Origin of the sequence: Henriciella litoralis, from assembly GCF_002088935.1 — a bacterium.
GTDB classification, from domain to species: Bacteria; Pseudomonadota; Alphaproteobacteria; order Caulobacterales; family Hyphomonadaceae; genus Henriciella; species Henriciella litoralis.
In genome coordinates, this window is the sequence record NZ_NCSS01000004.1 from 91,011 (window position 1) to 113,780 (window position 22,770).

A 22,770-nucleotide genomic window follows, 5' to 3' on the forward strand; every position below is an offset into this window, starting at 1 on the left:
CTGACTTGCTAGCTGATCGCGGCGCGGCGAGGTTCGGGCCGGTATGGCGCGGAGGTCTCGTCGTTTGCCGCGCCCACGGCGTAGAGCTCAAGTATGGCTTGCGGCAAATTGCTGAGCACAGGCTCACACGTGCCGTCGCCCGTGCGTTTCAGACGGAAGCAATTAGCGCCGGTGCGGGAGATAATTAGAGCCGCCAGGTCGCAGGCTTCCTGATGGCCAACGCCGCCCAGGAAGAAGCGGGCCTGTTCAAGCCGGGCATGGACGAAATTGACGACATCGGGCGCGCGAAACGCGTGAGGCCGGCCACACCCAATTCGCTGCCAGCGGCGCTCGAGGTGCATCTCGGGCACGGCCACATCGACGATCTGGTTGTTCAGCAGGAATAGCATTCCATCAGCCTTTAAAGCTCCCGGAGACAGGATTCACAGAACAGTGGTTAACGGCACGTTACTGGCGGTTAACTTGTCTGGCCAGTGCGCGGCTTGATGAAACGTCCTGAATCTTGCCTGCTGATGCTTTGACGGCCTCTCTGGCAGCGCCAACTGTCAGGCGGGTCTGAGGGCGTAAGTCGTTCGGGCCGGGCCGTTGCGCGTGACCCGGCACATGAAATCAAGCAGCGCGAAGCCGAGCATGAACTCGGAGAACTCCTCGAAGGATTCGTGCTGCAGCAGGATGGCGGTTGCGAGGATAAGGCCAAGACCAACCGGCCGCCTGGCCATCCATTCGATAAAGTCACCGAGCGGCGCAAGCCCCGGACATTGAAAGGCCGTTCTGCCGACCTCGTGGCGCCAGACCGGGACCGAAGCAATGAGCGCGATTACCAGGAACGCAAAGCCGGCAACGGCGTAGACCAGATCATAAAGACGCGGATCGACGAGATTATGTAAATTCGTTTCGTGCTGCAGATTGACCGCAGCCATCGCTTCGGGCGTCTCCCAGTGAAAGATCCACTGACCCCAGCTGATTTCTTCCCCGGCGACGAAGAAACAGACAATCGCCGCACCGACATATACCGCGCCGTTCAGGCCACCAGCTCGAAGTCCCGCCAGGACGAGCAGGACGGACGAAACGCCAAAGAACAGCGCTGTCCCATATTCGATCGGACCGATATCGGCGACTTCAGATCCGAACAGCCAGTCCAGCTGAATGACCTGACGCGCGTGGAGAACGCTCAAAACAGAGAGGATCAAGACAGGAACCGCCAACAGCGCCGTGTCGCGGACACGCTTTGGGCGTTGGCCACGTTCATTCTCATTGATGAGGGACAGGAAGAAAATGATGAGGGCGACAGCAGCGGCAATCGCGAGGAATAATGTCTGAACGGGCACTCCGCATCTCCTCTGCGGCCAAGGAGATGTCTTAGGCAAAGATCGTGCCAGTCAGGGCCCGGCTAGACGCCTTGAATTTCGCCGGCGGCGGCTTCGGCCTTCACCCATTTGATGAAGGCGCGCACGTCTTCAGACAGGTGCCGCCCCTTTGGCCAGACCAGCCAGTAACCGAAATCGATGCTCGTGGAACCATCTGCGAAGGGCGCGATGAGGCGCCCGGCCGCCATGTCCGAGGATGCAATCGCCCGCTTGGCCAGCACGACACCGCGTCCGGAGGCGGCGGCCTCGATGGCCATGGAGGACTGGTTGAAGCGGGGTCCGCGATGGGAGTCGACCTTGTCGGCAACCCCGCGCGCGGCGAGCCAGCTGGTCCAGTCGGGACAGGACGGGTCCTGCTCGGTGCTCTCATCATGGATGAGGGTATGCTGCGAGAGGTCTTCCGGCTTGCGGATCGCGTCCGAGCCTTGCAGCAGGCGCGGTGAGCAGACCGGCAGCACGGTTTCGTCCATCAGTTTTTCTGATTTAAGGCCGTCATAGTGACCGGGGCCATAGCGAATGGCGAAGTCTGCATCAGCGGTCGTGAAGTCCGTGATCGACATGTCGGCTGAAATCCACGCCTCAATGCCCGGATTTGAAATGTGAAATCTGTCGAGACGCGGTGCCAGCCATTTGGCAGCAAAGCTCGGCGCGCAGGACACCATCACCCTGCCCTTGCGCGCAGGCTGTTGCATGATGCGGCCCGATTCCGCAATCTTGTTGAAGGCTTCGCGCACCAGCGGCAGGCTGGCTTGCGCGGCATCGGTCAGCAGGACACTGCGGCCCGTCCGGCGGAAGAGCGGCGTGCCGGCATATTCTTCAAGTTGGCGGATATGCTGGGAGATCGCGCCGGGCGTGACGTTCAGCTCATCGGCGGCCTTACTGAAGGACAGACGACGCGCAGCAGCCTCGAACGCCCGAAGCGCGTTCAGGGGAGGAAGTCGGTCATTGCTGTCGGCCATGGCCAATCCCGCATAGTTTATCTAAACAATCGGATGAGGGGTCTACGCTTGCAGCGCAAGGTCTACAAGCCCCATTTTCCGGGTACGCCCGAGACTGCCGACAAAGCGAGCACAAAATGCGCCTCTTCCCTGCCTTCTTCCTTATGGACGATGCCGAAATCGTGATTTTCGGCGATGGACCGGAGGCTGAACGCAAGGCCCGGCTGGTTGCCAAAACCCCTGCCCGCATCTGGCTGGTGGCGGATAAGCTGCCGAAATGGGCGAGCGAACTGGGCGCTGAGATATCGGCTATCAGCCTGTCTGAAGCGCCAGACTATCTGGCGCGTACACGCTTTGCGATTATCACGAGCGACAGTGATGAAGAGGCAGAAGCCGCCTGCAAGCTTGCCCATGCCCATGGCGTGCCGGTGAACGCGGTTGACCGCAAACATCTCTGTGACTTCACGGTGCCGAGCCTTCTGGACCGCGGCGATATCGTGGCGGCGGTCGCGACTGGCGGCGCGGCGCCGGTTCTCGCCAAGGACATCCGCGCCTCGCTCGAAACCCTCCTGCCCGCGCGCATTGGAGAGCTGGCAGCGCTTGCGGCACGCTGGCGTCCGGCTGTGAAAGCCGCCATCGATGATGGCACACGCCGTCGCCATTTCTGGGAAGACGCGCTTCGCGGCGCTGTGGCCCAAGCTGTCCACGCCGGAGACATGGCGCTTGCCGAAGAGCGCATGGGCGCCGCGCTTGAGCGCTTTTCCAGCGCTGATGCCCATAAAGAGACCGGACCGGTCCATATCGTTGGCGCCGGACCGGGCGACCCCGACCTTCTGACGCTGAAAGCCTTTCGCCTCATCCAGCAGGCGGACATTGTCTTTCATGACAAGCTCGTCTCGCCGGAGATCATGGATATGGTCCGCCGCGACGCTGAGCGTGTGCCGGTCGGCAAGTCCAAGGGCGAGCATCTTGTGCCGCAGGATGGCATTCATGAGCTGATGATTGCTGCGGCCCGTGAGGGCAAACGTGTTGTGCGCCTGAAGGGCGGCGACCCGTTCATCTTCGGGCGCGGCGGCGAGGAAGTCGAAGCGCTCCGCGAAGCCGGCATCGAAGCCGATGTCGTGCCGGGCATTTCTTCCGCGCTTGGCTGCGCCGCATCAGCGAAACTGCCGCTGACCCACCGCGACCATGCCCAGTCTGTCACCTTTGTGACCGGCCATGCCCAGAAGGGCGGAGTGCCGGATCTCGACTGGAGCGGGCTCGCCAAACCAAATCAGACTGTCGTCGTCTTCATGGGCGTCGGCACAGCTGCAACGATTTCAGATCGACTGCGCGCTGCCGGGCTCGATGGCGACACGGCTGTGGCCGTCATCGAGAATGGCACACGTCCAAACGAAAAACGCGGCTTCGGGACGCTTGAAACCCTGCCGCAGATCATTGAAGAGCGGGGCATCAAGGGCCCGGCCCTGCTTATCATCGGTGAAGTGGCGCGGCTGCCAGCCGAGGCACAAACGAGATTTATCGAGGAGACTCTCGCATGACGTCTGTCCGCCCGAAACTGAAACCAGACCAACCCAAGGCCATCACCGCCTGGGAAACGATGACCGGCAAGGTCGTCTGGATGGCGTTTGATGGCAGCTGGTCTGATGACCCTGACAAGATCGGCGTCTTCTCGGGCGATGAGGCCGAGACGCGCCTCGCCGATGCCAGCAAGCAGGAAGCGGTCGTCACCGACCCCTATTTCATGGAAGTCACCAATGCCGGTGAGATTGCCGGCCGCGAGACGCTGCGTGAGAACATCCGCGCCAATGGCCCAACGGTTCACCCGCAATTCCAGCGAGATGCTCAATGATCACCATTTATGGCGACAGCATTTCGGGCAATTGTCTGAAAGTGAAATGGGTCGCTGAGCGGCTCGGCGTCGCGCATGAGTGGGTCGAGATCGACATCATGAAGGGCGAAACGCGCACCGACGACTTTCTGGCGATCAACCCGTTCGGGCAGGTCCCCGTCGTCGCGTTTGAGAATGGCCGCACGCTCGCGCAGTCAAACGCCATCATTTCGTATCTCGCGGAAGGCAGCGACCTTATCCCCGACGACGCCTTTGAGCGCGCCAAGGTGCAGGAATGGTTGTTCTGGGAGCAGTATTCGCACGAGCCGGCCATCGCTGTTCGCCGCTTTCAGAAACTCTATGAAAAACGCGCTGAGGAAGACATTGATCCGGCCCTTATGGCCAAGGGCCGCCGGGCGCTGGGGCGGATGGAATTGGCGCTTCTTGGCAATGACTGGATTGCCGGCGGCGAGCAGATGACGCTCGCCGATATCTCGCTTCTGGCCTACACACGGCTCGCCCATGAGGGCGGGTTCGACGTATCCGAGTTCCAGGCCGTTCATGGCTGGATTGCGCGCTGCGAGCGCGAACTCGGCCTTCCCCATCTCCACGAGGTAACCGATGTACAGGTATGACGAATTCGACGCGCAGATCGTGCGCGACAGGGTGGAACAGTTTCGCGGGCAAGTCGCCCGGCGGCTATCCGGTGAGATCAAGGAAGATGAGTTCAAGCCGCTGCGTCTGCAGAACGGGGTCTACCTCCAGCTGCACGCCTACATGCTGCGCATCGCCATTCCTTATGGTCAGCTCTCCGGGCGCCAGTTGCGCAAACTCGCAGACATCGCTCGCAAGTATGACCGCGGCTACGGCCACTTCACCACCCGCCAGAACATCCAGTTCAACTGGGTCGCGCTGAAAGACATCCCTGACGTTCTGGCAGAGCTTGCCGACGTTGAGCTGCATGCGATCCAGACCAGCGGCAACTGCATCCGCAACACGACCAGCGACCACTATGCGGGCGCGGCGAAAGACGAGATCATGGATCCACGGCCATGGTGCGAGATCATTCGCCAGTGGAGCACTTTTCATCCGGAATTCGCGTTCCTGCCGCGCAAGTTCAAGATTGCGGTGACCGGGGCGGAACATGACCGCGCCGCGATCCGCGTGCATGATATCGGCCTGCACATGCGTGAGCGCGGCGGCGAGGTCGGGTTTGAAGTCCATGTCGGCGGCGGTCAGGGCCGGACACCGCATATCGCGGCGAAGATTTCCGACTTCGTACCAGAGAGCCAGCTGCTCGATTATCTCGAAGCGATCATGCGGGTCTATAACCGGTTCGGTCGGCGCGATAACAAGTACAAGGCGCGCATCAAGATCCTCGTGTCTGAAACAGGCGAGGACGATTTCCGCAAACTTGTCGAAGATGAGTTCGCCGCCCAGCGCGAAGCCGAGAAGATCGAACTGCCGCAGGCTGAGATCGACCGCATTCACAGCTACTTCGCGCCGCCGGCTTTTGCTGACAAGTCAGCGACATCCGATGCGTTCGAGAAAGCGAAAACGGCCGATGCTGGCTTCGCGCGCTGGACCCGCTCAAACCTTCATCCGCATCGGGTGGATGGCTATACGACGGCGACAGTGAGCCTCAAACCCATGGGCGTTGCCCCCGGTGACGCGACCGACACACAGATGGAAGTCGTCGCCAAGCTCGCTGAGACGTATGGCTTTGACGATATCCGCGTCACGCATGCGCAGAACCTCGTCCTGCCGCATGTCGCACTCGATGATGTTTATCAGGTCTATCGCGAGCTTGATGCCGCGGGCCTCGGGACAGCGAATGAGGGCCTCATCTCGGACATGATCGTCTGCCCGGGACTGGACTATTGCAACCTCGCCAATGCGCGGTCCATTCCGGTCGGCATGGCGATCCAGGAAGCCTTCTCCGACCCTGATGACCAGGCCGATATCGGCAAGTTCCACATAAATATCTCCGGCTGCATCAACGCCTGTGGTCATCACCATGTCGGCCATGTCGGGATTCTCGGCGTCGACCGGAAGGGTGAGGAATACTACCAGATCACGCTCGGTGGGCGCGCGGATGAGAAGGCCGCGATCGGCACGATTGCCGGGCCGGGCCTTAAGGCGGACGATGTGCCGGCCGCTCTGAAGCGTCTTGTCGACCGCTACCGCGAGCTGCGCAACAGCAAGGACGAGACCTTCATCGAGACGTTCGAACGTGAAGGCATGGATGCATTCAAGGAGGCGATCTATGCCGCTGATTAAGAACCGCCGCGAAATCGACGACATCTGGGCCTATGTGCCTGATGATGCTGACCTTTCACCAGGCGGGTGCATCACCGTTTCGCTTGGCCGCTTCCTCGGCGAGAAAGACCTTCTGCTGGCCCGGAACACCGAGATCGGCGTGCGCCTGGATCCTGCAGACGATCCCGGTGAGCTTGCCGATGATCTCGAGCGTCTGGCGCTGATCGAGGTGAGTTTCCCTAAATACACAGACGGGCGTGGTTACTCGCAGGCGCAGCTTTTGCGCCGCAGACTGGGCTATGAAGGCGAGCTTCGCGCCGTCGGCCACGTTTTGCGAGATCAGATTCTCTATATGGACCGTTCAGGGTTCGATGCTTTCGAGACCGACCGGGCTGAACTACCTTCTGTCATAGAGGCGTTGGAAGAATACTCAGCGTTCTATCAGCCGGCAGCCGACGGAAATTCGTCCGTCTTCGCGCGCCGGCACAGAAAGGACTAGGGGCCCCATGCCTTACGTGGATTATCAGACGAAGCTCCTTGAGCCTGTTGCCGAACGGCTGGAACGGCTCAATGGCGAACTGCGCGATGCATCCGCGACCACGATTTTGCGCGCCTCATTCGTGCGCGAATGGGAAAACAAGATTACCTATGTGTCGAGCTTTGGCGCGGAAAGCGCCGTCATGCTCGCGCTGATCGCCGATGTTGACCCTGACTTCCCGATTGTCTTCCTCGAGACTGGCATGCACTTCCCGCAGACGCTCGATTACAAACAGGAGATCAGCGAGCGGCTGGGCCTGACCAATGTCCGCGACGTCCCGCCGAGCGAGACAGAGCGCAAGGTGCTGGACCCTAAAAACACGCTCTGGAAAAGTGATCCTGATGCCTGTTGCGCGCTGCGCAAGGTCCGCCCGCTTGAGCCTGCGCTCTCCGGCTACGATGCCTGGATCACGGGTCGCAAGCGGTTCCACGGCGGCGCCCGTCTCAGCCTGCCTGTGTTTGAGCACGCCAATGGCCGCTTCAAGGTGAACCCACTGGCAAGCTGGTCGCAGGACGATATCGATGGCTTCCTGAAGCGCCGGAACCTGCCAAAGCATCCGCTTGTTGCGCAAGGCTATCCTTCCATCGGATGCTGGCCCTGCACCAAGCCGGCCGCTGATCCGTCCGACCCGCGCTCAGGCCGCTGGGCAGGCATGGACAAGACCGAATGCGGTCTGCACGTCGACAAGAACGAACGCCCACGCGTCTTCTAGGACTTCGTCCGATTTTTCGGATTTTATTGAAAAACGATAATTACCTCCCCATATTGGAGCCTGTCCCGGGTTTCAATATGAGGGGGTTCCTCCATGCTTCTGACCATTCCTGAAAGTCTGCTTCTGCTGTCGCGCAAGAATGAGACAGGTGAAAAGCAGGGAAGCTTTGTCGAATACGCACTGGCGGGCGCCGCAATCGCAGACTTGATGCTGCGCGGTCGACTGGAGCCTGTTCCGGACAAGCCAAAGAAGATGCAGCTGCGTGACGAGACCAGCACCGGCGACCGATTTCTGGATCGATGCCTCGATGCCATTCAAACCATCGGATCTGGCAAGGATATATCTCGCTATGTCAGCAAACTTGCGAGCAAGTCCCAGCTGATGCGTGAGCAGGCCGCGTCACTGGTCGACCGGGGCGTCTTACGGGAAAAGGAAAGGTCGTTTCTAGTCTTCAGCTGGACGAACTATCCAGAAGTTGACGGCTCGGTTGAGGAAAATCTGGTCGCGCATCTCGCCCGGGTCATGTTCAAGGGCCAGGAGCCAAGTGCCGAAGACTGCGTGGCGATTGCGCTGGCGGAAAAGACAGGTCTTCTGACTAGGAATTTCGACAAGAAGCTGCTGCGCGAGCACAAGGCGCGCCTGAAAGAAATCAAGGAAGGCAGCCTTGAGCCGGCCAAGGCCACACTCAAGGCCATCGATGCGGTTCTGGTTGCCATAATTGCGGCCTCGACCGTGACGACCGCAGCAACGGCTAGCTAGCGCAGCTCTCAGTCTTCGCCAGTCTCACGCTTCGCGACGCCAGCGACGGTAAACGAGCAGGCTCCGTGAATAGACGGCTGGTGCAGGACCAGCTTTCTCAGACACCAATATTGTCGATGAGACGTGTCGAGCCCATCCAGGCCGCCGCCAGAAGCCGGCACCCCTGTCCTTCGGCCAACGGACCGTCAGGCAGATATTGAAGTGTCGCCGGGTCGACCGCGCTGACATAATCGAGACGTGAAAAACCGGCCGCAAGAATATGTCCGCGCGCTTCGCGCACCGCCTCTTCTATCGCCACACCGATGCGAATGCGGCAGGCTGCCCGGTGAAGCGCTGCGAAGATCGCATTGGCACGCTGGCGTTCCTCTTCGCTGAGATAGGCGTTGCGGGACGATTGCGCGAGGCCATCGTCATCACGCCAGGTTTGCCCGCCAATGATCTCGATGCCAAAGCCAAGGTCGCGAACCATGCGCCTGATGATCTGCAGCTGCTGATAGTCCTTCTGCCCGAAAACGGCGACGTCCGGTTTCACATGGATGAAGAGCCGGGCCACAATTGTGGTGACCCCATAGAAGAAGTGAGGCCGGTAAATCCCGTCGAGCAGATCAGACATCCCCTCGACGCGCACATTGGTGACTGACCCGTCCGGATACATCTCTTCGACGCTTGGGCAGTACACCAGATCGCAACCGGCGGCCGACAAGCGCGCCACATCGCCGGCCTCATCGCGAGGATAGACATCAAGATCTTCGCCGGGCGCGAACTGCGTCGGATTCACAAAGATGCTGGCGACGACAAAGCTGGATTTATCCCCAGCAATTTTCACGAGAGAAATATGCCCGTCATGAAGAGCACCCATTGTCGGCACGAAGCCGATAGTGGCGCCAGACTGGCGGGCCTGACGTATCGCGCTCTGTAGTTCGGAACGGGTACGAACGATGCGGGCCGTCTGAATCTTCACTTGGAGGATCCCCCGAATTCTGATTTCGTAAACGCGGTATTAACCATTTCTGTCGAAAATTTCATATATGAGAAAGCCTATGATCCACCGACTGAAAACCTTCCTCGCTGTTGCGGCGCTGCCTTTCAAATCGCGGAAGGCCAGACGTGCTGGAGAAGCGGTCTTTTATGAGCCTATCCAACGCAGCGACGCCGAACGCAACCCCCTCGCCCATGACGACTGGATGTTCGCGGATGACCTGAATCCAACAGCAAAACCTGATGTTCTGGATCGGCTGACGACATCCCTCTGCCGCCTGCGCAATTGTCTGTCGCAAGCGTCCGACCACGCGCCGATTGTCGAAGAGCGTCCAGCGAGCCGCCTGCGTGTCGAGTTCAGCGCCTATAGCGATCTGATTGACGAAGATCTGTTCGATGATGAGCAACCTGCAGCCCACGATGACAGCCCTGTGATCAGCGATGCCATGCTGTTTGAAGAGACCCGGTCTCGTTCAACACTCTGGCGACACTCTTCCAGCGGCGAACGACATCTGAACTCATAGACCCCTCCCTATCAGACGAAACACAGGCGAACGCGGAGAACCCCCAAATGCCAGCAGACGGTTTCGGAACAGTCGATACCCCACACGACAACGCCCTGACCCTTTCCAATCGTGCGGGGGGCAATGGACGCGTCATTGTCGTCGGCAACGAGAAAGGCGGCGCTGGCAAGTCCACCGTTGCCATGCATGTCGCCGTCGGCCTGATGCGCATGAAACAGCGCGTCGGCATTATCGATCTCGATGTCCGCCAACGCACGCTGACCCGCTATCTCGAAAACCGGCTGCGCTGGATCAAGTCCACCGGATCCAAACTGCCCATGCCGGAAATTATCCGCGTCGACGCCAGCAATGAGCGCGATCTCGACAAGGCCGAAACCGAAGAGACCGAGCGCCTGATGCATGCCGTGGAGCGGCTGCAGGCCGTCTGCGACTATGTCGTAATCGATGCACCTGGCAGCGACACTTTCCTGTCGCGTCTCGCGCACACAATGGCGGACACGCTCGTCACGCCGATGAATGACAGCTTCGTGGATTTCGACCTTCTAGGCGATGTGAACCCACAGACGCTGGAAGTCATCCGGCCGAGCTTCTATTCCGAAATGGTCTGGAACTGCCGCAAGAAGAAGGCGCAAGCCTCGCGCAAGCCAATCGACTGGATCGTGATGCGCAACCGCGTCTCCCCGCTGGAGGCCCGCAACAAGCAGAAGGTCGGCGAGGCTCTGGCCAATCTATCGAAGCGTATCGGTTTCCGTCTGGCACCAGGCCTCTCCGAACGGGTGATCTATCGTGAGCTTTTCCCGGCAGGTCTGACGCTGTTGGATCTGACGGAACGTGGGTCCAACTTCGCCTTCACGATGAGCCATGTCGCGGCGCGTCAGGAGCTGCGTGACCTGATCATCGTCCTGCAACTGCCCGAACTGGCCGGCGCAGAACTGACCTTCTAGACACCTCTCCGGCTGATCCGCCACCACGGCACATAAAGAAAGGCGCCCCATAAGGAGCGCCTTTTTTATTGTTCGTGTGGGCCTAGGGACGGCGGAAGGTTGATCACCCAGCCGGCGCTGGCTGCAACACTTCAAACGGTCCACTCTCATCGCCCTCTCCGACGACGGGATTGGCGACAAAGACCTGTCCGTTCAGCATCGGCATGGCCGCGCCATCCGGATCGATGGGGTTCTGAAGCGCGCTGAAGGCGTAGTTGGCCTTTAGGGCATCAGGCTTGCTGTCTTCGTCGAAGCTTTGATACGCCGCCTCGATCAGGTCAGACACGTGCGCATCGCGCGACTTTGACGTCGAGCCACCAAACATGATCGCGATCACGCGGCGCCCATCGCGCTTGGCCGAGGCCATCAGATTAAAGCCGGACGCGCGCGTATAGCCCGTCTTGATGCCATCGACCCCCTCGACGGAGGCGAGAAGGTTGTTGTGGTTCTTGTAGGCGCGTCCACTCCAGCTGAAGCTGGTGGTCGAGAAATAGTGATAATAGTCACCATGATCCTCAAGCAGGCGCTCTGCCAGGATCGCCATATCGCGCGCGGTCGACAATTGCTGGGTGTCCGGCAGGCCGGAAGCGTTGCGGAACGTCGTGCGGTTCATGCCGAGCGCTTTGGCCTTCATCGTCATCAGTGTCGCAAAGCGGGACTCTGAGCCGCCGAGACGCTCGCCGATCACGACGGCCACATCATTGGCGGATTTGGTCACAAGCGCGTTGATCGCATCGGAGACGGAAATCGTCGTACCGGCTTTCAGGCGCAGCGCTGAGGGCGGCTGGGATGCCGCATTCCGCGAAACCGTCATTTTTTCATTGAGGGTAATCTCGCCGGCCTTCAGGGCGTCGAAGACCATGTAAAGCGTCATCGCTTTGGTTAACGATGCCGGGTAACGCGGCTCATCTGCGTACCGCGCGTGCAGCACTTCATTGGAGTCTGCGTCTACAACTATGGATGCGTATTTCTCTGCAACCGCCGCCGGAGCCATCGCGAATAGCAAGGCCAATGCGCCAAGTGCTGCCTGGATTTTCTTCCTGCCAGCGCCGATAAGCATATATTCCCTCCTCATGTGTTCCCCCGAACTTTCCCGAGTTGAGCTTAGGATGAGGGAATTGCGTTATCTACCCGTTAACCCCCGATTTTTTGGTGTGCTGCCTGCAATTAATGCACCAGTTGGCGCGTTTTCGCCTGACACGCGAAAAGTGGTTTATTGTGCACCGCACAAAAATATGTTGCATAAGCGAAGGCGATCCCCTATATTAGGTGCATAGAAGGAGACCAACCCATGGCCAAGACCGAAACCAATATGTTTGGAACGTTCAATCCAGAGACTTTTGTAAAAGCTTTCCCGTTCGCCAACTCGTTCGGCGACATGGGCAAAGACGCGATGACCGCAAGCACCGAGAGTGCCAAGGCTTCCGTCAAAAGCTTCCAGGACGCCAGCGCCGCTGTTATGCGCCAGGCCCAGGACCGTATGAGCATGACCGTTGAGACGGGCAAAACGCTCGCCGGCGCCACCACCATGGAAGAAGCCATGGAAATCCAGACCGGCTACATGCGCACAGCAATGAAAGCCCACATGGACGGCATCAGCGAACTGGCAGGCATCTATTCCGCCGCCATGAAAGATTTCATGGAGCCATTCGCTGGCTACACGAAAGAAGTTCTTGCTGAAACCAAGCAAGCTGCTTCGAAAGCGAAAGCGGCCTAAGCCGCCCAAGCGCAAGCAAAATTGAATTTAGTGGCCGGTTGTTTAGACAGCCGGCCATTTTCGTTTGGAAAACTGCATCCAATCGCGTGCAAGTTTGGCTCAGCCGACCTAGATTTGTCGAATGACATTCAAAGTGGACTTCAGCGCGATCGAGCGTCCATCCAAGCCCAACACGTTTCTTCTCGGCGTGAGCGGCCTCACTGACACTGGCAATCATGATGACATCTCGCCGGTCTTCCCTGTTCCGGCTGAGCGGCTTTACGCCATTGTTCATGCGCACATCACCGGCGAGGACCGCTGGACGATCACGCAGGAAGATGCTGGCGCGATGCAACTCGACACGGTGGCGAAGACAAAGCTCCTGAAATTCAAGGATGATGTCGCAATCAAGGTCGTAACGGTTGACGAAAAACAGTCTCAGCTCGCCGTTTATTCGCGCTCACGCATTGGTCACAGTGACCTTGGTGCAAACGAGAAACGTGTCCGGTCACTGGTGCAGACGTTACAACAAAAAACGGGAAGTGCAGCTTGATCCCCGCGCAACTTCCCTTCAGGCTTAAAATCGCCCCATCTCAAACTTATATCGTAAACATGGCTCCCAAAGATTACCGACCAACGCTTTCAGACCCTGAAGACCCCAAAGGTCCAACACGGACGGGCGACACTGACGGGACCGGCATTGCGACCGAAACGCGGGTAAAGACGAAAAAACCGTCTATGTACCGGGTCCTGCTGTTGAATGATGATTACACGCCGATGGAGTTCGTCGTGTTCATTCTGGAACAGTTTTTCAACAAGAGCCCGGAACAGGCGACTCGCATTATGTTGCACGTGCACCAGAAGGGTGTGGGTGTGTGTGGTGTCTACACATTCGAGGTCGCCGAAACAAAAGTTGCCCAGGTCATGGACCTTGCGCGACGCAACGAACATCCTCTGCAATGCACGATGGAAAAAGAGGACTAGAAAAATATGCCCTCATTGACTGATAGCCTTGAGACCGCTCTGGAAAAGGCCCTCAATCTTGCTGGCGAGCGTTCGCACGAATACTCGACGCTTGAACACCTCCTGCTCGCGCTGACGGAAGATACAGACGCCGTCGAGGTGATGACCGCCTGTAAGGTCGATATTCCGCACCTGCGCCAATCGCTGACGCAATATATCGACGAAGAGCTGTCGAGCCTGATCACTGACAGCCCATCGACCTCCGTCCAGCCGACAGCCGCCTTCCAGCGGGTGGTGCAGCGCGCCATCCTGCACGTTGAAAGCTCCGGCCGCGACGAAGTATCGGGCGCGAACGTCCTGATTTCCATCTTCTCTGAACGCGAAAGCCACGCTGCCTACTTCCTGCAGGAGCAGGATATGACCCGCTATGATGCGGTGAACTTCGTCTCGCATGGCCTCGCAAAGTCGCCCGGCATGTCACGCAGCTCAACGCCGCGCGGCGCTGAAGAGACCGAGCAGCAGCAGAAACCCGCCGGCCCCGCCAAGGAAGCGCTCGAAGCCTACTGCGTGAACCTCAATGAGAAGGCGAAGCTCGGCAAGATCGACCCGCTGATCGGGCGCGATTTCGAGATTGAGCGCTGCATCGAAGTGCTCTGCCGCCGCTCAAAGAATAACCCGATCCTCGTGGGTGATCCTGGCGTCGGCAAGACCGCCATCGCGGAAGGCCTCGCCAAGAAGATTGTCGATGGCGAAGTGCCATCGATCCTGGACGACGCTGTCATCTGGGCGCTCGACATGGGCGCACTTCTGGCAGGCACCCGGTATCGCGGTGACTTCGAGGAACGCCTCAAGGCGGTGATGAAGGAAATTGGCGAGCAGGAAAAAGGGATCCTGTTCATCGATGAGATCCACACCGTGATCGGCGCTGGTGCAACCTCCGGCGGCGCCATGGATGCGTCGAACCTCTTAAAGCCTGCGCTGCAAAGCGGCGAGGTTCGCTGCATGGGCTCGACCACGTTCAAGGAGTACAAGCAGCATTTCGAGAAGGACCGCGCGCTCGCCCGCCGGTTCCGCAAGATCGATGTTGTTGAGCCGAGCGTGCCTGACGCAGTGAAAATCCTCACCGGCCTCAAATCCACCTTCGAGGACTTCCACGGCCTGCGTTACACCAATGACGCCATCAAGGCCGCCGTTGAGCTGTCGGCCCGCTACATCACGGACCGCAAGCTGCCCGACAAGGCGATTGACGTCATCGACGAAGCTGGTGCCACGCAGTGGCTCGTCCCGGAAAGCCGTCGGCGCAAGCAGATCGGCGTGCGGGAGATCGAGGCGATCATCGCCAAGATCGCACGCATCCCGGCCAAGCAGGTCACCAAGGACGATGCAGCGGCGCTGAAGAACCTTCAGCCAGACCTGAAGCGTGTTGTGTACGGCCAGGACGATGCCATCGAGGCGCTGTCCTCAGCCATCAAGCTGTCACGCGCTGGTCTTCGCGAACCGAACAAGCCAATCGGCTCTTACCTGTTCACCGGCCCGACCGGCGTCGGCAAGACCGAAGTTGCCCGTCAGCTCGCCTCCATCATGGGCGTCGAACTCCTACGCTTCGACATGTCGGAATATATGGAGCGGCACACCGTTTCACGCCTGATCGGCGCGCCTCCGGGCTATGTCGGCTTTGACCAGGGCGGCCTCCTCACCGATGGCGTCATGCAGCATCCACATTGTGTGCTGCTGCTCGACGAGATCGAGAAGGCCCATCAGGATCTGTTCAACATCCTGCTTCAGGTGATGGATAATGGCGCCCTGACGGATGCCAACGGCCGCAAGGTCGATTTCCGCAATGTCATCCTGATCATGACGACCAATGCCGGCGCATCTGATGCGGCGAAGAACTCCATCGGTTTCGGCCGCGGCAAGAAGACGGACGAGCAGGAAGACGCCCTCAAGCGCCTGTTCACGCCTGAATTCCGCAACCGTCTCGATGCGACGATCACCTTCGGTGGCCTGACACAGGAAATCATCGAACGTGTCGTCGAGAAGTTCGTCCTTCAGCTGGAAGTCCAGCTGGCGGATCGCAACGTCACCATCGAACTCAGCGACGATGCACGCGACTGGCTCGCCAAACGCGGCTTCGACGAGGAGTTTGGCGCACGGCCACTCGCCCGCACCATTCAGGAGCATGTGAAGAAGCCAATGGCGGAAGAACTACTCTTCGGGAAGCTCGCCAAAGGCGGCGCGGTGAAGATCACCGTCGACAAGGATGATCCTGAGCAGCTCGCCTTCGAGTACATCGAGGACAAGGGCAAGAAGTCCAAGCCGAAGAAGAAGACCAATCCAGAGCAGGTCGACTAGACCTCTCAACGGCTTCCAGCCTTAGATAAAGAAACGCCCTGCATCATCTGCAGGGCGTTTTTCTTTACCAGACCATCGCATCCTTCAGCTTGGCGTGAAGGTCGGGAGGAATATCGTCTGCGGCACTTCCGGGCTTCAGGTCTTTGGGCGCTTCGCTGCCTTTGAGATACCGCCAGCCCTGAAAGGGACGTTTCGGCGTTGGATCGACCATGATCAGCTCCGGGTCGAACACCAGCTCACATGCTTTGCGGCCGTTGCGATCATCAATCACGCGTATGTCGGTGAATGCCTGACGCACCTGTATGACGCCTTTGATCACCCAGTAGATCGAGCCGCCATCGAGCAACTCGTCGATACGTTTGGGCACCATGCGCGTGCGGTGCACAGGCGCCGGCAGCGTCTTCATCAGTTGCTTCTGCCAGTTCTGGAGATCGCTGAGATCATCCGCACCGACGCACAGTTTCAGAATGTTGAGGCTCACCTCTATAAGTTTAGCGCTCAGCGAGCTCAGGGCCAGAGGTCTCCTGCGGCTGAACCACATCTTTGTGCTGTCCGCTGGCGCGGACATAGAAGAACTCGACCGACGTAATCTTCGCAGAATAGTCCCGGCGCACGCCCCCTGTCTCTGCGATCATCTCGTCATTTACGAGAAAAGCAGAGGTATAGGTATAGCCCCAGTCGGGGTCGGTCTCGAGAATGTAGGATCGGCTGAACTGGGTAATCTCTCCCCCGCCCGGCCCGGGCACAGGCGCTTCAAGCCGGTAGTCGAGGCGCAGGAACCGGCCAGTCGCCGGATCGAGCCACGCATTGGCTTTCACCTCGTCTGCCAGCCAGATGGTCAGGTCTGTGTTTGCAAGGTCAGGCACATGGCTGAAGGAGAGGCGCCAGACGGCTCCCAAATCCTCCGCCTCGATCATTTGTCCCATTGCCGCACGAAGGCCATTCCGGAACAATCGACTGTCCGGCGAAGCTTCGTGTGACCAGACCGATGCAGCCGCATCAAGAGCCACATCCTCGCCATCCCCGCCGATCAGACGCCAGCGGTCGCCGTCCGGCCAACGCGGGTCGAAGCTGAATGTGCGGTACGCGCTATCGCTGGAAAGCTCAACTGTGAAAGCGGCCCGGAACGTATACGGCACTTCACTTGCCTTGAGGGCATCGGAAACCGGCCCCGTCTCAGCGGAGATTTGAAGCGCTATCGCGATGATCGTTGCAAACAGCAAAGCGCCTCCTTCTGAAATGAGCGCGAGTTTGCCAGTGGCACCTACCCTGGCCTTCTACCTTCCCAAGATGGGGTTGGCGTCAGACTTCGTCGAGCTCGACGAGCATAGCCCCTTCAGCCACCTGATCGCCGACGGACGCACCTGTTGCCTTGATGCTACCGTCGCGCGGCGCCTTCAGGCTGTGCTCCATCTTCATCGCTTCCATGACGGCAACGACCTGATCCTTCTTCACCTCGTCACCTGCGGAGACCTTGAGGTCAATCAGTTTGCCGGGCATCGGCGCCGTCACGCGGTCGCCGCCAACAATGGCTTCAGCTTCCGCCTCGTAATCAGGCACATCGACCAGCCAGGTCTCACCATCAACGCCGACGGCAAACCGGCGCGCCGATAGCGGCTCGACATCCCACATCTCCGGCATATCAACTTCGTCTGGCTCGATCTCCAGCACATCGCCTGCAACGCCAAGGCGGATTGAGCGACGCGGCGAAGCGTTCATCCGCCAGCCATCGCTCGCCTGCCACGGCCCTTGCCCGCGCGGTTGCAGCAAGGCCCCCGCAATGATGCCAGCGGCCGAACGCGGGGCGTTTTCGGACGGCGATGCGAGCACGTCGATCTCTTCGGCGATCCAGTTCACATGGTGCGCGCCGTCGCGGAACACGTCATGGTCGATGCAGCGCTTGAGGAAGCCGGTATTGCTGGGGATGCCTGCAATAATGGTGGAGCCGAGCGATTCTGAAAGCGCGTCTGTCGCGCTGTCGCGGTCCCAGCCTTTGACGATGACTTTGGCGATCATCGAGTCGTAAGTGGCTGGCACAGTGTCGCCCGCCTGGAATCCCGCATCGACGCGGTAGATCAAGCCATCCTCGTCGGATGCACCTGCTTCATAGTCTTCCATACTGGTCGAGAGGCTCTCGGCCGGGCCGAGCGAAAAGGCCAGAAGCCGCCCTGCCCCCGGCCGGAAATCATCTGCCGGATCTTCTGCGCAGACGCGCGCCTCGATGGCGTGGCCATTCAGCGGAATGTCGGCCTGGCTGAGCGGAATGGTCTCGCCGGAGGCCACCCGCAATTGCCATTCGACAAGGTCAGCGCCGGTGATCAGCTCGGTTACCGGGTGTTCGACCTGCAGGCGCGTATTCATCTCAAGAAACCAGAACGTATCGAGCGCGAGTGGCCGCGCGCCATCGACGATAAACTCAACCGTGCCGGCGCCCTCATAGCCAACGGAACTTGCAAGCTTCACAGCCGCGCCCGTCATCGCCTCGCGCACATCCTCAGGCATTCCCGGGGCTGGCGCCTCCTCGACCACTTTCTGGCGGCGACGCTGGAGGGAACAGTCGCGCTCATAGAGGTGGACAGCATTGCCATGGCTGTCGCCGAAGACCTGCACTTCGATGTGGCGAGGTTGCTCGACCAGCTTTTCCAGCATGACCCGGCCATCGCCAAAGGCTGATTTTGCCTCCCGCACGGCGCTTTCAAGCTCACCTGCAAGGTCTTCGCGTTTCGACACGAGGCGAATCCCGCGGCCACCGCCACCAGCCACCGCCTTGATCAGGATCGGATAGCCAATCTTCTCGGCCTCGGCTTCCAGCGTGGCGGCATCCTGTGCATCGCCGCGATAGCCGGGCAGGACCGGAACGCCTGCGGCTTCTGCGATGCGCTTGGCCTCATCCTTGAGGCCCATCTCGCGGGTGGTCGCGCCTTTGGGGCCGACCCAGATCAGGCCCGCCTCAACGACGGCCTCGGCAAAGTCAGCATTTTCCGAGAGGAAGCCGTAGCCGGGATGAATCCCTTCAGCGCCAGAGGCCTTTGCCGCCTCAATGATGCGACCCGCATCAAGATAGCTCTCGGTCGCAGGCGCTGCGCCGATATGGATCGCTTCATCGGCCTCGCGGACATGGCGGGCATAGGTGTCAGCATCCGAATAGACGGCGATGGTGCGCACGCCGAGGCGCCGACATGTCTGCATGATGCGGCAGGCAATCTCACCCCGGTTCGCGATTAGCAGGCTTTTCAGCATGGTGTCCTTCCCGGCGCCGGTGGATCAGGGCCACCAGCACAAAACTTATGATCATCAACAGATACCAAGAGCCGAATTTTGCAGCGGAAACAAGTTTCCAGCCTGCTTCTTGCCCCGGATAGGCCCATGCACGGGCCAAAGTTCCAATATTTTCGGCGAACCAGATAAAAAGCGCAACGAGCCCAAATCCGATCACCAGCGGCATCGGCCGATACTCCCTGTCCGGCCTGAACCAGACGACACAGGGACCATAGACCAGAAGCGTCGCCACAAACAGGGCGTTGCGAATGTCGATGATGTAGTGGTGCGCGAAGAAGTTCACATAGATCGCTGTGGCCAGAAGGGCCTGAAGCCAGAGCGGCGGAAACCGGTCAAACTTGAACTCGAAGATGCGCCAGACACGGGCGAGATAGCTGCCGACAGCGGCGTACATGAAGCCTGAGAAGAGCGGAACGCCTGCGATGCGCAGAAAGTTCTCTTCCGGATAGATCCAGCTGCCCGCAGACGTCTTGAAGATTTCCATGATTGTCCCGACCACATGGAAGGCGAGGATGACCCGCGCCTCCTCCCACGTTTCGAGACCGGTGAGCAGAAGAACGGCCTGTATCAGGACCGCCGCAATGACGAGGAAGTCATAACGGCCGAGCCAGGCGTTTTCCGGATAGTAGAGATGGGTCGCAAGGATCAGCGCGAGCAGAAGCCCGCCAAAGATACAGGCCCAGCCCTGCTTTATGCCAAAGCTGACAAACTCAAACAGGCCCGCCGTCACAGGCCCGCGGACGAAGCGCGTTCGAAACGCCTCGCGCCGCGCCGTCAACGCATCTCTGAAACCCTCAACCCTCGACATGCCGCCCATCTTGCAAGCGATGCTGGCGCAACCAAGGCGCGGGCAAGGCAATCATGCGCGCGCTCCGAGGCAGCAGCCCTGCCTGGTCCTATTCGGCCCAGTTCGGTTTGCGTTTTTCGAGAAAGGCGGACAGACCTTCGCGGCCTTCATCGCTGGCGCGGCGCGCGGCGATCCGCTTGGCGGTTTCATGGCTGAGCCCATGGTCAATCTCGGCGCCCGCAAGATCAAGGACGAGGCGCTTGGCGTCGGCGACTGCGCCCGGCGCAGCTTTGGAGGCGAGATCGGCAAGATACTCTTCCATCTCCAGAAGGCCCTCACTGCCCTCCACGACATACTGTACCAGGCCGATACGTTCCGCGAAGGCCGCGTCAAAGCTCTCAGCCGACACAAATAGCGCCTTGGCCCAGCGTGGCCCGATCGCGGAGATCACATAGGGGCTGATGGTGGCAGGCGTCAGGCCCAGGCGTACCTCGGAAAAGCGGAACTTGGCGTCCGTCATGGCCACAGCGATGTCGCAAGCAGCAACAAGTCCGGCGCCGCCGCCCATGGCCGCGCCCTGCACCAGAGCAACCGTCATCTGCGGCAACTCGGACAGTTTGCGAAGCATCTCCGCGAGCTTGAAGGCGTCCTCTTCATTCTCATGGCGTGAATAGTCAGCGGCCGCTTTCATCCACTCCAGGTCTGCGCCAGCCGAGAAGCTCGGCCCGTTTCCGCGCAGGATGACCATGCGGATGGTGGTCTGCTCTTCCAGCGTCGTCAGTGCATCGGTCAGCTCATCGATCACAATGGCGTTGAACGCATTGTGCTTGTCCGGCCGGTTGAGCGTGATGACGGCAATGCCGCCGGGTGTCGCGTCGAGTGAAATGGTTTCGTAAGCCATGATAGGTCTCCTGATCCTGTGTTCGGGGCGTCGAGCCCCTGAAACATGCCTTTTGTCTTCAGCCTTCTCTATCGGCCTTTCGATAATGACTGTCACGTCGAAGCGCTGGTTTTTCCACCGTCCACCAGAGCAAAGCACTCGCCAGCAATATGAGACTAAACGCGGCGACGAATGTAAGGGTTGCGCCAAACACCGGCAGCAGGCCCAGCATCAGCAGCGCCTGGATGATCGGGAAATGCGTGATGTAGACGCCGTAGCTGATGTCGCCGAAGCGCGCAGCATTGAGTTTCGGGCCGGGATGACGACCACCAGCGCATAGGCCGGATAAATACGGCGCGCCCGCTTTTCCGTGTAAAGCCCAAGGGACCGGGACCGCTCGAAAGAGCCGAAGACCAGAGCACCGGAAACGATGAAAAAGCCTTCGACGGCAAGCCCAGCCAATTCGCCCAGCACACGCTCGAGCGAACCTCCGGGCGCGTAGGCAGATAGCGCAACTGCGTGGAAAACGAATACCGTCGACGCGAAGACAAGACGCAGCAGATCAAACCGGTTCGATGTCAGCGCTCTTCTCCCTCAGCTCGCCTGGCGGCTCTGCGTGGTATGGGTTCTGATATCGAGCAAGCAAAAGGGCCTGCCGAAGCAGGCCCTTTCCTGGATAACTGGACGGGTCGACCTTAATAGGTCGTGTCAGACATTCCGTCTTCCATATCGGACTCCATGTCAGACGTGTCGTCTTTCCACTCTTCCATGGCCGTTTCCATTTCGACCTCAGAGATCTCACCATCCATATTGGTGTCGATCAGGGCGAACTTCTCTGCGGCTTCTTCGGCCGTCTTGTCACCATCTGCGGTCTTGTAAGCTACAAACTCGGCCTCCGAGATTGCTCCGCTCGCGTCGGTATCGATGTCACTGAAGGATGGCATCTCTCCAGCGGATGCTGAGAATGCAGCGGCTGCTGCGGCACCGGCGGCGATAATTGCAAAGCGTTTCATTGGTCTTCTCCATTTTACGAGCGCCAAGTTCTGTGGCGCATGGAGGAGACGCCTGGCGGCGCAAAAGGAGCCATTACCGTTTGGTCAGGCGAAGGGAACGCACCGTTTTGCGGTAGTTTTACTCAATATTTTCTGGCCTCTAACAAGAGCATTAAATGTCTATCATCATTCCGATAGACAAGGCTTTGGCATGGTGCCGGTCCAGCATCCGCTATTGTCGCGGCCATACGACATCCCTTTCGGCACACGGAAGCTGGCAACGTCAGCGCCATCGACCTTGTATTGTGCATAGTAAATCGCATCGCCATCGGTTGAGTAATTTCCACCGATCAGCCTGAAACGATCTGGATTGGTGACAGGCATAAGAAATGAAGCGTACCAAATGCCAGTTCTGTCACGGCCATAATCGGGGTCTTGGTCGAGAGGCACAAAGGTACCCGCATCTGCCCCATCAATCACGTATTTCCAGCTAAATACGTGTTCGGCATCTTTCCCATATGATCCTGCAAGCGGCTGGAATGTTCCGGCATCTGCGTCTTGGACCCTCTCGCAGCCGGTCCACACATTCGTCGCATCGACCGCATAGTCTCGCTCGCCGCCTTCAACACGGGGCAAAACGTGGAAGCTGGATGCATCGGCCGCGTCCAGGATACGCCCCTCGCAGAAGACATGCTCGCCATCCTCGCCATATCTCGCATCATCCAGAATGTTGAAGGTTTCAGCATTTGCATCGACAGCGCGTTCTGCGCGACTAGGTGGCCCGCCCATGGAGGACCAGCTGATCCAGACAACGCGCCCTTCCTGCACAGAGTAATGATCGCCTTCGACAAGCGAGTTCACGGTTTCGAAGACGCCGCAGCCTGCTGAGGTCAGCAGGGTAATTATCAAAAGACCTGCCAACCTTTTCATGG

At 59.4% G+C, this 22,770-nt stretch carries 27 protein-coding genes; 14 read left to right on the forward strand and 13 right to left on the reverse strand.

Annotated elements, in window-relative coordinates:
- Positions 1-8 precede the first annotated feature (8 nt).
- From B8783_RS00465 to gcvA, 3 genes are all read right to left on the reverse strand, one after another.
- On the reverse strand, positions 9-389 hold the full coding sequence (locus tag B8783_RS00465; RefSeq protein WP_084417816.1) for a hypothetical protein: 381 nt from the start codon (positions 387-389) through the stop codon (positions 9-11).
- Between the two features lie 156 nt (positions 390-545).
- Complete coding sequence (locus B8783_RS00470; protein WP_084417817.1) at positions 546-1,328, reverse strand: hypothetical protein; 783 nt, start codon at positions 1,326-1,328, stop codon at positions 546-548.
- Positions 1,329-1,390: 62 nt separating this feature from the next.
- Entirely contained in the window at positions 1,391-2,326 is a 936-nt protein-coding gene (gene gcvA / locus B8783_RS00475) for a transcriptional regulator GcvA (protein ID WP_084417818.1), read from the reverse strand.
- Positions 2,327-2,442: 116 nt separating this feature from the next.
- Here gcvA and cysG point away from each other — a divergent pair, with 116 nt between their 5' ends.
- The 7 genes from cysG (at position 2,443) to B8783_RS00510 (ending at position 8,404) form a co-directional block, all read left to right on the forward strand.
- A complete protein-coding gene (gene cysG, locus B8783_RS00480; RefSeq protein WP_084417819.1) occupies positions 2,443-3,846 on the forward strand; it encodes a siroheme synthase CysG in 1,404 nt (467 codons plus the stop codon).
- A complete protein-coding gene (locus B8783_RS00485; RefSeq protein WP_084417820.1) occupies positions 3,843-4,157 on the forward strand; it encodes a DUF2849 domain-containing protein in 315 nt (104 codons plus the stop codon). The genes cysG and B8783_RS00485 overlap by 4 nt, the downstream gene beginning before the upstream one ends.
- Positions 4,154-4,771 (forward strand): glutathione S-transferase family protein, encoded by a 618-nt coding sequence (locus B8783_RS00490; protein ID WP_139792173.1) that lies wholly within the window; start codon positions 4,154-4,156, stop codon positions 4,769-4,771. The genes B8783_RS00485 and B8783_RS00490 overlap by 4 nt, the downstream gene beginning before the upstream one ends.
- Positions 4,758-6,416, forward strand: coding sequence for a nitrite/sulfite reductase (locus B8783_RS00495; RefSeq protein WP_084417821.1), 1,659 nt, complete (start codon positions 4,758-4,760; stop codon positions 6,414-6,416). The genes B8783_RS00490 and B8783_RS00495 overlap by 14 nt, the downstream gene beginning before the upstream one ends.
- Positions 6,403-6,894, forward strand: coding sequence for a DUF934 domain-containing protein (locus B8783_RS00500; protein WP_084417822.1), 492 nt, complete (start codon positions 6,403-6,405; stop codon positions 6,892-6,894). Before B8783_RS00495 ends, B8783_RS00500 begins: the two co-directional genes overlap by 14 nt.
- 7 nt (positions 6,895-6,901) lie before the next feature.
- On the forward strand, positions 6,902-7,645 hold the full coding sequence (locus tag B8783_RS00505) for a phosphoadenylyl-sulfate reductase (protein WP_084417823.1): 744 nt from the start codon (positions 6,902-6,904) through the stop codon (positions 7,643-7,645).
- A gap of 93 nt (positions 7,646-7,738) precedes the next feature.
- Positions 7,739-8,404 carry a GOLPH3/VPS74 family protein gene (locus B8783_RS00510; protein ID WP_084417824.1) on the forward strand — a complete coding sequence of 222 codons (666 nt, stop codon included), beginning with the start codon at positions 7,739-7,741 and terminating at the stop codon, positions 8,402-8,404.
- A gap of 97 nt (positions 8,405-8,501) precedes the next feature.
- On the opposite strand, the gene panC is transcribed toward B8783_RS00510, so the two are convergent.
- Positions 8,502-9,359, reverse strand: a complete 858-nt coding sequence (gene panC, locus B8783_RS00515) for a pantoate--beta-alanine ligase (RefSeq protein ID WP_084418315.1) — start codon at positions 9,357-9,359, stop codon at positions 8,502-8,504.
- Between the two features lie 85 nt (positions 9,360-9,444).
- Here panC and B8783_RS00520 point away from each other — a divergent pair, with 85 nt between their 5' ends.
- Positions 9,445-9,906, forward strand: coding sequence for a hypothetical protein (locus B8783_RS00520; protein ID WP_084417825.1), 462 nt, complete (start codon positions 9,445-9,447; stop codon positions 9,904-9,906).
- A 47-nt stretch (positions 9,907-9,953) separates the two neighbouring features.
- Positions 9,954-10,850, forward strand: coding sequence for a division plane positioning ATPase MipZ (locus B8783_RS00525; protein ID WP_084417826.1), 897 nt, complete (start codon positions 9,954-9,956; stop codon positions 10,848-10,850).
- 103 nt (positions 10,851-10,953) lie between these two features.
- On the opposite strand, the gene B8783_RS00530 is transcribed toward B8783_RS00525, so the two are convergent.
- Positions 10,954-11,949, reverse strand: a complete 996-nt coding sequence (locus B8783_RS00530; RefSeq protein WP_084417827.1) for a D-alanyl-D-alanine carboxypeptidase family protein — start codon at positions 11,947-11,949, stop codon at positions 10,954-10,956.
- 231 nt (positions 11,950-12,180) lie between these two features.
- Between B8783_RS00530 and B8783_RS00535 the strand changes: the two genes are divergently transcribed.
- The 4 genes from B8783_RS00535 to clpA all read left to right on the forward strand — a co-directional run bounded on the left by B8783_RS00535 (position 12,181) and on the right by clpA (position 15,900).
- Positions 12,181-12,606 carry a phasin family protein gene (locus B8783_RS00535; protein ID WP_084417828.1) on the forward strand — a complete coding sequence of 142 codons (426 nt, stop codon included), beginning with the start codon at positions 12,181-12,183 and terminating at the stop codon, positions 12,604-12,606.
- A gap of 121 nt (positions 12,607-12,727) precedes the next feature.
- On the forward strand, positions 12,728-13,138 hold the full coding sequence (locus B8783_RS00540) for a DUF1499 domain-containing protein (protein WP_084417829.1): 411 nt from the start codon (positions 12,728-12,730) through the stop codon (positions 13,136-13,138).
- 59 nt (positions 13,139-13,197) lie between these two features.
- Positions 13,198-13,569 (forward strand): ATP-dependent Clp protease adapter ClpS, encoded by a 372-nt coding sequence (gene clpS / locus B8783_RS00545; protein ID WP_084417830.1) that lies wholly within the window; start codon positions 13,198-13,200, stop codon positions 13,567-13,569.
- A 6-nt stretch (positions 13,570-13,575) separates the two neighbouring features.
- Complete coding sequence (gene clpA / locus B8783_RS00550; protein WP_084417831.1) at positions 13,576-15,900, forward strand: ATP-dependent Clp protease ATP-binding subunit ClpA; 2,325 nt, start codon at positions 13,576-13,578, stop codon at positions 15,898-15,900.
- A gap of 64 nt (positions 15,901-15,964) precedes the next feature.
- Here the strand turns inward: clpA and B8783_RS00555 are convergent, their stop codons facing one another.
- The 5 genes from B8783_RS00555 to B8783_RS00575 form a co-directional block, all read right to left on the reverse strand.
- The gene (locus B8783_RS00555) at positions 15,965-16,381 is read right to left on the reverse strand and encodes a DUF1489 family protein (protein ID WP_139792174.1); all 417 of its coding nucleotides are present in this window, start codon (positions 16,379-16,381) and stop codon (positions 15,965-15,967) included.
- A 10-nt stretch (positions 16,382-16,391) separates the two neighbouring features.
- Positions 16,392-17,123 carry a hypothetical protein gene (locus tag B8783_RS00560; RefSeq protein WP_084417833.1) on the reverse strand — a complete coding sequence of 244 codons (732 nt, stop codon included), beginning with the start codon at positions 17,121-17,123 and terminating at the stop codon, positions 16,392-16,394.
- Between the two features lie 79 nt (positions 17,124-17,202).
- Positions 17,203-19,140 (reverse strand): acetyl/propionyl/methylcrotonyl-CoA carboxylase subunit alpha, encoded by a 1,938-nt coding sequence (locus B8783_RS00565; RefSeq protein ID WP_084417834.1) that lies wholly within the window; start codon positions 19,138-19,140, stop codon positions 17,203-17,205.
- Positions 19,106-19,987 carry a DUF817 domain-containing protein gene (locus B8783_RS00570; protein ID WP_084418316.1) on the reverse strand — a complete coding sequence of 294 codons (882 nt, stop codon included), beginning with the start codon at positions 19,985-19,987 and terminating at the stop codon, positions 19,106-19,108. Before B8783_RS00570 ends, B8783_RS00565 begins: the two co-directional genes overlap by 35 nt.
- Positions 19,988-20,075: 88 nt before the next feature.
- Complete coding sequence (locus tag B8783_RS00575) at positions 20,076-20,867, reverse strand: enoyl-CoA hydratase-related protein (protein ID WP_084417835.1); 792 nt, start codon at positions 20,865-20,867, stop codon at positions 20,076-20,078.
- Positions 20,868-20,952: 85 nt separating this feature from the next.
- On the opposite strand from B8783_RS00575, the gene B8783_RS18290 reads away from it, so the two are divergent.
- Positions 20,953-21,186, forward strand: a complete 234-nt coding sequence (locus B8783_RS18290) for a hypothetical protein (RefSeq protein WP_139792176.1) — start codon at positions 20,953-20,955, stop codon at positions 21,184-21,186.
- Here B8783_RS18290 and B8783_RS00580 read toward each other — a convergent pair.
- The 3 genes from B8783_RS00580 to B8783_RS00590 form a co-directional block, all read right to left on the reverse strand.
- The gene (locus tag B8783_RS00580; RefSeq protein ID WP_324612742.1) at positions 21,078-21,428 is read right to left on the reverse strand and encodes an acyltransferase family protein; all 351 of its coding nucleotides are present in this window, start codon (positions 21,426-21,428) and stop codon (positions 21,078-21,080) included. The two genes, B8783_RS18290 and B8783_RS00580, sit on opposite strands and share 109 nt — an antisense overlap.
- A gap of 113 nt (positions 21,429-21,541) precedes the next feature.
- Positions 21,542-21,859 (reverse strand): EF-hand domain-containing protein, encoded by a 318-nt coding sequence (locus B8783_RS00585; protein WP_084417837.1) that lies wholly within the window; start codon positions 21,857-21,859, stop codon positions 21,542-21,544.
- 165 nt (positions 21,860-22,024) lie between these two features.
- Positions 22,025-22,768, reverse strand: coding sequence for a DKNYY domain-containing protein (locus tag B8783_RS00590; RefSeq protein WP_084417838.1), 744 nt, complete (start codon positions 22,766-22,768; stop codon positions 22,025-22,027).
- Positions 22,769-22,770: the final 2 nt, after the last annotated feature.

Excerpts from the sequence above, each read along its gene's own strand:
- B8783_RS00520 (WP_084417825.1), top strand. The coding sequence starts at position 9,445 with ATGATCCACCGACTGAAAACCTTCCTCGCTGTTGCGGCGCTGCCTTTC.
- B8783_RS00465 (WP_084417816.1), bottom strand. The coding sequence starts at position 389 with ATGCTATTCCTGCTGAACAACCAGATCGTCGATGTGGCCGTGCCCGAG.
- B8783_RS00495 (WP_084417821.1), top strand. The coding sequence starts at position 4,758 with ATGTACAGGTATGACGAATTCGACGCGCAGATCGTGCGCGACAGGGTG.
- B8783_RS00510 (WP_084417824.1), top strand. The coding sequence starts at position 7,739 with ATGCTTCTGACCATTCCTGAAAGTCTGCTTCTGCTGTCGCGCAAGAAT.
- clpA (WP_084417831.1), top strand. The coding sequence starts at position 13,576 with ATGCCCTCATTGACTGATAGCCTTGAGACCGCTCTGGAAAAGGCCCTC.
- B8783_RS00540 (WP_084417829.1), top strand. The coding sequence starts at position 12,728 with ATGACATTCAAAGTGGACTTCAGCGCGATCGAGCGTCCATCCAAGCCC.
- B8783_RS00575 (WP_084417835.1), bottom strand. The coding sequence starts at position 20,867 with ATGGCTTACGAAACCATTTCACTCGACGCGACACCCGGCGGCATTGCC.
- B8783_RS00535 (WP_084417828.1), top strand. The coding sequence starts at position 12,181 with ATGGCCAAGACCGAAACCAATATGTTTGGAACGTTCAATCCAGAGACT.
- B8783_RS00525 (WP_084417826.1), top strand. The coding sequence starts at position 9,954 with ATGCCAGCAGACGGTTTCGGAACAGTCGATACCCCACACGACAACGCC.
- B8783_RS00590 (WP_084417838.1), bottom strand. The coding sequence starts at position 22,768 with ATGAAAAGGTTGGCAGGTCTTTTGATAATTACCCTGCTGACCTCAGCA.
- B8783_RS00505 (WP_084417823.1), top strand. The coding sequence starts at position 6,902 with ATGCCTTACGTGGATTATCAGACGAAGCTCCTTGAGCCTGTTGCCGAA.
- B8783_RS00585 (WP_084417837.1), bottom strand. The coding sequence starts at position 21,859 with ATGAAACGCTTTGCAATTATCGCCGCCGGTGCCGCAGCAGCCGCTGCA.
- B8783_RS00530 (WP_084417827.1), bottom strand. The coding sequence starts at position 11,949 with ATGCTTATCGGCGCTGGCAGGAAGAAAATCCAGGCAGCACTTGGCGCA.
- B8783_RS00490 (WP_139792173.1), top strand. The coding sequence starts at position 4,154 with ATGATCACCATTTATGGCGACAGCATTTCGGGCAATTGTCTGAAAGTG.
- cysG (WP_084417819.1), top strand. The coding sequence starts at position 2,443 with ATGCGCCTCTTCCCTGCCTTCTTCCTTATGGACGATGCCGAAATCGTG.
- B8783_RS00565 (WP_084417834.1), bottom strand. The coding sequence starts at position 19,140 with ATGCTGAAAAGCCTGCTAATCGCGAACCGGGGTGAGATTGCCTGCCGC.
- B8783_RS00485 (WP_084417820.1), top strand. The coding sequence starts at position 3,843 with ATGACGTCTGTCCGCCCGAAACTGAAACCAGACCAACCCAAGGCCATC.
- gcvA (WP_084417818.1), bottom strand. The coding sequence starts at position 2,326 with ATGGCCGACAGCAATGACCGACTTCCTCCCCTGAACGCGCTTCGGGCG.
- B8783_RS00500 (WP_084417822.1), top strand. The coding sequence starts at position 6,403 with ATGCCGCTGATTAAGAACCGCCGCGAAATCGACGACATCTGGGCCTAT.
- clpS (WP_084417830.1), top strand. The coding sequence starts at position 13,198 with ATGGCTCCCAAAGATTACCGACCAACGCTTTCAGACCCTGAAGACCCC.
- B8783_RS18290 (WP_139792176.1), top strand. The coding sequence starts at position 20,953 with ATGACTGTCACGTCGAAGCGCTGGTTTTTCCACCGTCCACCAGAGCAA.
- B8783_RS00570 (WP_084418316.1), bottom strand. The coding sequence starts at position 19,987 with ATGTCGAGGGTTGAGGGTTTCAGAGATGCGTTGACGGCGCGGCGCGAG.